Genomic DNA, 8,985 nt, shown 5'->3' on the forward strand with positions numbered 1-8,985 from the left:
CCAGCCGAGACGCGCGCGCACGAAACCCGCGTCGCCGCGACGCCCGAAACGGTCAAGAAGTATGTGACCCAGGGCCACCGGGTCACGATCCAGAGCGGCGCCGGCACCGGCGCCAGCTTTCCTGACGAAGCCTTTACAACTGCCGGCGCGGAAATCGTCGACGCGGCCACTGCGTTCGGCGCTGATCTCGTCCTCAAGGTCCAGTCTCCGACCGATGCCGAGTTGCCGTTGCTCAAGCGCGGCGCGACGCTGGTCGGCATGCTCGATCCTTTTAATACCGAAAACTCATCAAAGCTCGCGGCAGCGGGCGTCACCGCATTCGCTTTAGAGGCTGCGCCGCGCACCACGCGCGCGCAGAGCCTCGACGTGTTGAGCTCGCAGGCGAATATTGCCGGGTACAAAGCGGTGCTGCTGGCGGCTACGCTTTATCCGCGCTTCATGCCGATGCTGATGACCGCCGCGGGCACCGTCAAAGCGGCCCGCGTGCTGATTCTTGGCGCGGGCGTGGCCGGTTTGCAGGCAATCGCGACCGCCAAGCGCCTGGGCGCCGTGATCGAAGCGTCCGACGTGCGTCCGGCAGTGAAAGAGCAGATCGAATCGCTCGGCGCCAAGTTTCTCGACGTGCCGTACGAAACCGACGAGGAGCGCGAAGCCGCGCAAGGCGTCGGGGGCTATGCGCGACCGATGCCGCCGTCGTGGCTCACGCGCCAGTCGGCACTGGTCCACGAACGGGCAAAGCAGGCGGATATCGTCATCTCCACCGCGTTGATTCCCGGTCGCGCCGCGCCAACGCTGATCTCGGTAGAAACCGTCCAGGCGATGAAACCCGGCTCGGTGCTGATCGACCTCGCGGCAGGCCGTGGCGCCGAGTATGAAGGCCGGCGCGGCGGCAACTGTCCGTTGACCGAAGCGGATCAGGTCGTCCTGAAACATGGCGTGCAGATCGTCGGCTATACGAATCTGGCTTCGATGGTGCCCGCCGACGCGTCGTCGCTCTACGCACGCAACCTGCTCGACTTCCTCAAGCTGATCATCACCAAGGAAGGCGCCCTGAACATCGATCTCGCGGACGATATCGTCGCGGCCACGCTGCTGGCCCGTGACGGCGAAGTCGCACGCAAGGCCTAGCAACAAAGTTGCATGGGACCAGAGTAAGCGCTAAAGCGCCAACTCTGGTCGACAAAGGAGAGGGGAATGGAAGTCATCAACCACACCGTCATCAATCTGATCATCTTCGTGCTGGCGATCTACGTCGGCTACCACGTCGTCTGGAACGTCACGCCCGCGCTGCACACGCCGCTGATGGCCGTGACCAACGCGATCTCGGCGATCGTGATCGTCGGCGCGATGCTCGCAGCAGGCCTCACTGTGGGCGACACCGGCAAGTTCTTCGGCACGCTGGCCGTCGCGCTCGCGGCGGTGAACGTGTTCGGCGGATTCCTTGTGACGAGGCGAATGCTGGAGATGTTCCGCAAGAAAGAGCCGAAGAAGCTCATCGCTGACAAGACCGCCAAGGAGAACGCGTAATGAGTCTGAACGTCGTCACGCTGCTTTATCTGGTCGCGTCGGTCTGCTTCATCCAGGCGCTCAAAGGGCTGTCGAATCCGAAGACGGCGCGCATCGGCAATACCTTCGGCATGGCCGGGATGGCGATTGCGATCCTCACCACCATTGCGCTGATCATCAAACAGGCTAACGGGCTCGGCTCGAACCTCGGTCTGGGGCTCGGCCTGCTGCTGGTCGCGCTGGTGATCGGCGGCGCGATCGGCGCGTTCGTCGCGGCGCGCGTCGAGATGACCAAGATGCCGGAACTGGTCGCCGCGATGCACTCGCTGATCGGTCTCGCGGCCGTGTGTATTGCGTATGCGGTTGTGTCGGAGCCGTCCGCGTTCGGCCTCGTCGACCCTGACAACACAGCACCGGGCTTCCTGCCGTACGGCAATCGCGTCGAACTGTTCATCGGCACGTTTGTTGGCGCCATCACGTTCTCCGGTTCGGTGATCGCATTCGGCAAGCTCTCGGGCAAATACAAGTTCCGGCTCTTCCAGGGCGCACCGGTCGTCTATGCCGGGCAGCATCTGATCAACCTGCTGCTCGCGCTCGCGATGCTCGGCTTCGGCGTGATCTTCTTCCTCACGCAGTCGTGGCTGCCGTTCATCATCATGACGCTGATCGCCTTCGTGCTGGGCGTGCTGATCATCATTCCGATCGGCGGCGCGGATATGCCGGTGGTTGTGTCGATGCTCAACTCGTACTCGGGCTGGGCGGCGGCGGGCATCGGCTTCTCGCTGAACAATCCGATGCTGATCATCGCGGGCTCGCTGGTCGGCTCGTCCGGTGCGATCCTGTCGTACATCATGTGCCGCGCGATGAACCGTTCGTTCTTCAACGTGATTCTCGGCGGCTTCGGCAACGAGGCGGGGGCGGCTGTAGCGGGTGGGTCGGCGGAGCAACGCCCGGTGAAAACTGGTTCGGCGGATGATGCGTCGTTCATGCTCGGCAATGCGGAAACCGTGGTGATCGTGCCGGGTTATGGTCTGGCGGTCGCGCGTGCACAGCATGCGTTGAAGGAGCTGACCGACAAGCTGGTCGAGAAGGGCATCGAGGTGAAGTACGCAATTCACCCGGTAGCGGGGCGGATGCCGGGACACATGAACGTGCTGCTCGCCGAAGCCGAAGTGCCCTACGACATGGTCTACGAAATGGACGACATCAACGGCGAGTTCGGTCAGGTCGACGTGGTGCTGGTGCTCGGTGCGAACGACGTGGTGAACCCGGCGGCGAAGAACGATCCGAAGTCGCCGATCGCGGGGATGCCGATCATCGAGGCTTACAAGGCGCGCACGGTCATCGTGAACAAGCGGTCGATGGCGGCAGGATACGCAGGCCTCGACAACGACCTGTTCTACATGGACAAGACGATGATGGTGTTCGGCGACGCCAAGAAGGTGATCGAGGATATGGTGAAGGCGGTGGAATAACGCGCCTCGGCTGTTCGGCGGTTCGTGGCTTGCCTCGCGGCGGGCGGCGAACCGCCGGTGATACAGCGGAATGCGTGAGCGAAATCTAGCTTGTCCGGGGGCGCTTCGTGATGCACCGCTGGGCCACGGGATCTTACGGTTCAGGCGGATCGCAGCTGGCACTTGCCAGCCGGGTGTCAAACGTTCAGACGTACTGCCGCATCTCACCGCCAGGATCTGCGCTCGCGTCCCACCCCAGCCGCGGCCTCATCGGCATCTTTATCGCGGCTTAGCATTCACGTGCCGCAGCAAGTCGGCCAACCGCCTGCCTTCCTGATCCGGATACGTTTCGAGCACCTGAAGGTCCTGGATCTTCTCCAGCCCGAAATTGCGGAAATCGCTCCGCAACTCACACCACGCGCCGAGCGTCCAGCGCGCGCCCCAATAAGCCAGTGCCAGCGGCCACACGCGCCGCTCGGTCGCCGCGCCATTTGCATCGGTATAGGCGAAGTTCACCACCTGACGTGCATCGATCGCCCGATGCAGCACGTCTACCTTCGCTGAAAAATCGGCCTTGATGTGAAACGACGGCGCGAAGATCGCCAGACGTTCGAGCGTTGCGCGCTTGTCGGCGGGCATCGCCGAGGCGATCTTCGCCAACGCTCCGCGTGCGCCGCTGGCGAAACCGGTGCCGCCCCACGATTCGAGCATCCGCGCGCCTGCTGCGAGCGCGGCCAGTTCGTCGGCGGTGAAGGTGAGGGGCGGCAGGCTCGCCGCGCGGCTCAACCGGTAGCCGATGCCCGCTTCGCCTTCGATTGGCACGCCTGACAGTTGCAGATCGCGCACGTCGCGATAGACCGTGCGCAGCGAGATATTGAGCCAGTCGGCGAGTTGTTGTGCGGTGGTCAGACGCCGGCCGCGTAACAGTTCGGCGATCTGGAACAGGCGGTCGGCGCGGCGCGTCATCGTGGGCGTCTTGTAGAAAAGGACGGGGACAGTCCCGCGATGATAGCGCCGCATGCCGCGCTCCGGTCGCTGTTCTGCGCGGTGCCAGCGGGCCGCCGCGCTTGTGTGCCGCGCCGCGTGCTCAGCCGTTGGTCCGCGAATGCAGACCGAGGCGGTTGCCTTCCGTGTCCGTGAAGAACGCGATGTAGCCGATGTCCTGCGGCAGCTTGATCACCGGACCATCAGTTTTGCCGCATGCCTGCTCGACGCGGGCAAGCACGGCGTCCACGTTCGGTTGTGCGTTCAGATAGACGAGCACGCCGTCGTCGGTCGGCGTCATCGACGGGCTATGGACGATCGCGCCGCCGGTGGCCGGTTCCTCGTAGCCGAAGATGGCGATCGGCTGGCCGCCGACTTCCTGGCGATTCAGTTTGACGTCGAGCGCGGTTTCGTAAAAGCGAACAGCACGATCGAAATCGACGGACGGAATCTCGAACCATGCAACAACTTTGGATGATGCGGACATGACACTCTCCTGTGAATGGCGGTAAGCCGTGCAAAGCGCCGGATGGCGTGAGAAGGAGTGTGCGGGGGTGCTACTGACAGCGTAGTGTCAGTAGGGCTTGGCGGGTGTAGGAAAAGGACGTGGCGGACGATGGGCGTGCAGGGCGCCGGCAGCAATGGCGGGATGGTAGAGGTGGCAGAGGTGGCAGAGGTGGCAGAGGTGGCAGAGGTGGCAGAGGCGGCAGAGGCGGCAGAGGCGGCAGAGGCGGCAGCGGCGACAGAGACGACAGAGGCGACAGAGGCGACAGAGGCGACAGAGGCGACACAGATGGTGAGCCGGGTGCGAATAGAAGGACGGAGAAGCCGAGGTGTCAGCAGGTGGGACCCGACGCCGGCCAATCGCCGAGGTACCGGCGAAAAAAAACCGCGAACATGGATCCGCGGTTTTTTTCGATGTTGCGCTGCGACGGCTTAAGCCGCTGACGTGTCGTTGTTCTGCGGCCGCTGGCGCACACTGCCCGCGATCAGATCGAAACGGAACAGCCGGCATTCGAGCGCGCCATTGAAGAGCGGCGTCTTGGTCGATTCGCGCAGACGCAACTGACCGGGCAACTTGCGATCCGACGTCAGGATGAACGCGTGCCAGCCGGTGAAGCGCTGCTTCAGCGCATCGCCGAGCGATTGGAAAAACTCGCTGTCCGGTGCTTCTTCCTGAGCCCGGTGGAAGCTGTCGTCGTCGCGGCCTTCACGCGTGGCGCGGCCTTCGCGGATTTCGCCACGCGCGTTGCGGCCGCGCACTTCGATCCGTTCGCCATACGGCGGATTCGCGACGAGGATGCCCGGTTCAGCCGACGGCGCCGTCATGCCGCGCGCGTCGACCTGCTTAAGCGGAATCGACGGCAGACCGGCGCGCTGGAAGTTCGCACGCGCCTTGTCCAACATGTCGCCGGAAATGTCGCTGCCGAAGATCTGCAGATCGGCGCGCGAGCTGCGGGCGGCGTGCTTGGCGTCGAGCGCGGCGCCCTTCAGCGGTTGCCAGGTCTTGGCGTCGAATTGCTTGAGCCTCTCGAAGCCGAAGCGGCGCTCCGCGCCCGGCGCGATATTCAGCGCCACTTGCGCGGCTTCCGCGAGGAAGGTGCCGCTACCGCACATCGGATCGTACAGCGGCGTGCCGGCGGTCCAGCCGGTCAGACGCAGGATGCCCGCCGCGAGGTTCTCGCGCAGCGGCGCCGCGCCCTTGTCCAGGCGCCAGCCGCGCTTGAAGAGCGGATCGCCGGAGGTGTCGAGGTAGAGCGTGCAATCGGTGGCGGTGAGGAATGCGAACACGCGCACGTCGGGCATGGCGGTGTCGATGTTCGGACGCGCACCGCTGACTTCACGCAGACGGTCGCAGATCGCGTCCTTGACGCGTAGCGTGGTGAATTCGAGGCTGCGCAGCGGCGATTTGATCGCGGTGACGTCCACGCGCAGCGTTTCGTTCGCCGAGAACCACTGCTCCCAGCGCTGTTCGAGCGCGAGCGCGTAAATGTCCTGTTCGCTGCGATACGGCCGATGCGCGATTTTCAGCAGCACGCGGCTCGCGAGGCGCGAGTGCAGGTTGGCGGCCATGCCGGCAGCCCAGCCTCCGCGGAAATGCACGCCGCCGGGCACTTGCGCGCCGGCCGTGAACGGCGCGCCGTTCAGGTGCTTCGCGGCAATTTCGGCGAGCTCGGCGGCGAGCGAGGCTTCGAGGCCGCGCGGACAGGGAAGGAAGAAATCGAAGGACATTGAGGTTGCCGGAAGGCGTTAGATAAGGCGCTATTGTACGCGGTCGGGGTGGCGGGCCAGGCGGGGGCTGTTCTGCGATGTCATTGTGGTGGCGTGTGGGCGTGCGCCGAGATGGCAAGGCACACGCCGCTGACCGCAGCGCGACACATCATCGCGCCGCGCGGCAAGGGTTCGGCGGGCGGCGCCTTGGCTTGACATGAGCACGGCGCCGCGAGGCCGTTGTGGCGCTGCGGATGGCGTGCAGCGCGATTTACTTGCCTTCGCGCGCCCCTCTCGCTGGCCATACCAGCTCCAGCGGATGCCGGAACACCCGCTGCCAGATCGCGCCACGCAGCGAGCGCACCGCATTGCGGCGCAAGTCACGCGATTTCACCGCCATGTAGAAGGCGAGCGCGAAACTCACGGCCACGTTGAGGATCGCCATGCTGCCGACGCCCGCGACCGCCCACCACAGCTCCGGCAACTTCAACGCGTCCTTGCCGAGCACGCCGAGCGCCACGCCGATCGAGCCGGCGCTGAGCGTCACGTGGCGCACCTCGAAAGTGAAAGCGAAGGCGGTGAGGATCGCCGGCACGAGCCCGAGCATCAGGCCGAGCGTGATATTGCCTACGACGCCCGCCACATTCGAGCGGCAGAACGTTGCGAGCCGGGCGGCGCCGGCCGCGCCGAGCGTCATGCGCAGGCGCCGGTTATAGGCGAGCGCATCTGCCACGCGATGCAGGACGAACCAGTTGTCCGCCCACCCTGACAGCAAACTCGACGACCACAGCAGCACGCCGGTTAGTGCGGCGTAGAACGGCGTCGGCCCCAACAGTGAGAACGAGTGCAGCGTGGCGTGCGCCTTCTCGGGCGAAATGATGTTGGCGTTGAAGAGCGCATGCCACAGCAATTGCACGCCGAAGCACACGGGAAACACCAGCAGCACGTTGCCGAGCACGGCGGCTGCCTGCGTGCGCATCAATGCGGTCACCGAACTCACGAAGCTGTCCACGCCTGCCGGCGTGCCGGTACCGTCCAATTCTCGGGCGAGGGTGGGCGCGGTCATCGCCGGTTGTTTGGTGGCGAGCGAGAAGTGCAGGAAGTGCATCAGCAGGAAGCTGGCCGCGTAGTTGATGCCGGCGAGCAGGCCTTCGAACATCGATTGCAGATGCGCGCCGGTGATGGCGAATTTCACGCAGACCGTGACCACCGTCACGAGCCCGCCGCCGGCCGCCATGCGCAGCATCTTCAGGTATTCGGCGCGATCGCGCGCGATGTAGTGCTCGCCGGTATCGGCGCTGTACTCGACGACTTTGCGCGCCAGCAACGAGAAATTGCTGCGTACGAGATGCGCGACGCTCTGGCTCGCGTGATTCGCGTTCACCAGTTCGGCGGCCAGACGTGCGCCGGCGTGGGGATCGTCCTGCGTCATCCAGGCGTTCAGCAGATGCTCCGCACGCACGATGCGCATGCGCATCCGTTCGACCTGGAACACGATATCGACACTGACGCCGTTGCGGTAGAGATGGGCGAAGACGTTGTCGGTGGCGCTGCGGCATTCGTCGAGCAGCAGGCGCAGATAGTTGACCTCATGCAGCAGCTTGTCCTGCGGGGCGCCTGCGCTGACTGCCTGATGGGCCGCTTCGACGGCAAGCATGGCGCGCGTGAGCCGGTAGAACGGCTGCTTTTCCATGGCGACGCGTACATCGCCGGCATCGCGGACATCGACTTCGCCGAGCCGGCTGCGGACGGTTTGCGACAGACCGGTCGAACTGATCTGGCAGGTGAGGTTGTGCAGGGCGGCCAGCAGGTCGAGCGAGAAGGGGGTGATGTCGCGTTGTTCGCTGTCGTCCTGTTCATAGTCGAAGAGGGCGCGGATGCGGGTAAGCAGATCGGTTGGCAGATTAGCGATCCATTCGGCGTCGCGCTCCGGGCTGAACATCAGCGTGACGATTGCTCTCAGGTCGCGCCGGTTCGGCGCGGGCGGAATCAGCGAGGCTTCGAGGCGCTCGAAGAGTGCGCCGAAGAAGCCTGAGTGCACGGGCATGCCTGCATCGCAGAGAAGCGAGAGGCCGTCGCTTTCGCGGAGAAGCGCGCGGACAATGCCGGCGACGTTGGCCTTCCAGGCCGGGTTACGGTCCAGCACGTGGAGGAGATAGCGGATTCTTGTGTGCGCCGGGGTTGAGCGTGATGTGTTGTCTTCGACGGTGTTATCGAGTTGCTCGGGTTGGACTGCGCGGCCGCGGTGGATCCAATGGGCGAGTTCGATCAGCCATTCACTGCGGTCTGGGTAGGGCGCTGTCTTGTCGGCGATCGCTAGCAACGCGTCCAGTTGGTGGCCGCCGTCGCGGGAGGCGCGCCATTTCTTTAGGAGTCTTTTGATTGAGGTGAACATTTGCGGTTTTTTGCCCTACGGGGGTTGTTGCCTGCGGCGCTTTGTTTGATTCCCTGCGGTGTTGGCGTTTTCTTGATTTTGTTTGCCTTCGCGGCGCTTGCTGTCTGTGCGCTTACGGTGGTGCCTTTACTTGAAGTGTTAGTCTTACTGTGTCACATAGTTTTCGTGCCATCGCTGCGATGAATGGTGCAGACGTTGCGTGAGTCGTAGTCCGAGCAGGATACGCAACGTCGTGATGGAGTCAGGAACGTGGCGTTGTGCGCGCTGGACTGCCGCGTGCGATGTAATCCGCGGGAAGCGCAGGCAGCGCGCGTTCGATGAAGTTTTTTTTATCGCCGCTGCCTGATCCCATCCTGAGTCGCTGGGCCATCAGAAACCCATATGCGGCAATACTCAGCGTGGCGTGGTGGTGAAAGCCCCGCCAGCCGCGACCTT

7 protein-coding genes and 1 pseudogene are annotated in these 8,985 nt (G+C 64.2%); 3 read left to right on the plus strand and 5 right to left on the minus strand.

The genetic code is table 11. The features are described from left to right. The 3 genes from HHL24_RS42640 to HHL24_RS42650 form a co-directional block, all read left to right on the plus strand. On the plus strand, positions 1–1,128 hold a 1,128-nt coding region (locus HHL24_RS42640; protein WP_169491247.1), incomplete at its 5' end, for a Re/Si-specific NAD(P)(+) transhydrogenase subunit alpha. Positions 1,129–1,194: 66 nt separating this feature from the next. Beyond that, entirely contained in the window at positions 1,195–1,527 is a 333-nt protein-coding gene (locus HHL24_RS42645; protein WP_028198874.1) for an NAD(P) transhydrogenase subunit alpha, read from the plus strand. Continuing rightward, complete coding sequence (locus tag HHL24_RS42650) at positions 1,527–2,981, plus strand: NAD(P)(+) transhydrogenase (Re/Si-specific) subunit beta (RefSeq protein WP_169491248.1); 1,455 nt, start codon at positions 1,527–1,529, stop codon at positions 2,979–2,981. The genes HHL24_RS42645 and HHL24_RS42650 overlap by 1 nt, the downstream gene beginning before the upstream one ends. A 258-nt stretch (positions 2,982–3,239) precedes the next feature. Here the strand turns inward: HHL24_RS42650 and HHL24_RS42655 are convergent, their stop codons facing one another. The 5 genes and pseudogenes from HHL24_RS42655 to HHL24_RS42675 all read right to left on the minus strand — a co-directional run. Further along, complete coding sequence (locus HHL24_RS42655) at positions 3,240–3,980, minus strand: helix-turn-helix transcriptional regulator (protein ID WP_169491249.1); 741 nt, start codon at positions 3,978–3,980, stop codon at positions 3,240–3,242. 67 nt (positions 3,981–4,047) lie between these two features. Continuing rightward, positions 4,048–4,431: a VOC family protein gene (locus HHL24_RS42660; RefSeq protein ID WP_169491250.1), complete on the minus strand. Its 384-nt coding sequence runs from the start codon at positions 4,429–4,431 to the stop codon at positions 4,048–4,050. Between the two features lie 449 nt (positions 4,432–4,880). After that, positions 4,881–6,176, minus strand: a complete 1,296-nt coding sequence (locus tag HHL24_RS42665) for a THUMP domain-containing class I SAM-dependent RNA methyltransferase (protein WP_169491251.1) — start codon at positions 6,174–6,176, stop codon at positions 4,881–4,883. 250 nt (positions 6,177–6,426) lie between these two features. After that, positions 6,427–8,550: a site-specific recombinase gene (locus tag HHL24_RS42670; protein WP_169491252.1), complete on the minus strand. Its 2,124-nt coding sequence runs from the start codon at positions 8,548–8,550 to the stop codon at positions 6,427–6,429. Positions 8,551–8,791: 241 nt separating this feature from the next. After that, positions 8,792–8,985, minus strand: a pseudogene (locus HHL24_RS42675) (IS701 family transposase); the annotation flags it as partial.

The sequence above is a fragment of the Paraburkholderia polaris genome (assembly GCF_012927345.1).
In the GTDB taxonomy this organism is placed as follows: Bacteria; Pseudomonadota; Gammaproteobacteria; order Burkholderiales; family Burkholderiaceae; genus Paraburkholderia; species Paraburkholderia polaris.

What these genes read in the sequence shown, in the direction of transcription:
- HHL24_RS42645 (WP_028198874.1), top strand. Translation starts at nt 1,195, where the DNA reads ATGGAAGTCATCAACCACACCGTCATCAATCTGATCATCTTCGTGCTG.
- HHL24_RS42655 (WP_169491249.1), bottom strand. Translation starts at nt 3,980, where the DNA reads ATGCGGCGCTATCATCGCGGGACTGTCCCCGTCCTTTTCTACAAGACG.
- HHL24_RS42660 (WP_169491250.1), bottom strand. Translation starts at nt 4,431, where the DNA reads ATGTCCGCATCATCCAAAGTTGTTGCATGGTTCGAGATTCCGTCCGTC.
- HHL24_RS42670 (WP_169491252.1), bottom strand. Translation starts at nt 8,550, where the DNA reads ATGTTCACCTCAATCAAAAGACTCCTAAAGAAATGGCGCGCCTCCCGC.
- HHL24_RS42665 (WP_169491251.1), bottom strand. Translation starts at nt 6,176, where the DNA reads ATGTCCTTCGATTTCTTCCTTCCCTGTCCGCGCGGCCTCGAAGCCTCG.
- HHL24_RS42650 (WP_169491248.1), top strand. Translation starts at nt 1,527, where the DNA reads ATGAGTCTGAACGTCGTCACGCTGCTTTATCTGGTCGCGTCGGTCTGC.